Raw genomic sequence first — 260 nt, 5'->3', positions numbered from 1 at the left:
TGCGCGACTCCGAGGGGGCTGAAGGCTGGGTCCTGCACTCGCTCCTGTCGGGGCGGCGCACCGGCCTCGTCACGCCGTGGAAGAAGGACGCCAAGGACAACCCCACGTCGATTCTCTACCAGAAGCCCAATTCCGGCGCCGCGCCGGTCGCCACGCTGCAGCCCGGCGTGCTCGCCAACATCCGCTCGTGCGACAAGACGTGGTGCCGGGTCAACGGCGAGGGCTTTGACGGCTTCATCCACCAGGCCGAGCTGTGGGGA

1 protein-coding gene is annotated in these 260 nt (G+C 68.8%); it reads left to right on the top strand.

Going from position 1 to position 260, the window contains the following annotated elements; genetic code table 11:
- A partial coding sequence (locus GSQ79_RS15750) for an SH3 domain-containing protein (protein ID WP_246725374.1) occupies positions 1–260 on the top strand: 260 nt, incomplete at both ends.

It is taken from the genome of Beijerinckia sp. L45 (assembly GCF_009765775.1).
GTDB lineage: Bacteria > Pseudomonadota > Alphaproteobacteria > Rhizobiales > Beijerinckiaceae > RH-AL1.
The sequence above is the reverse complement of the archived record's forward strand: the minus strand, read 5'-3'. Positions and strand labels throughout refer to the sequence as shown.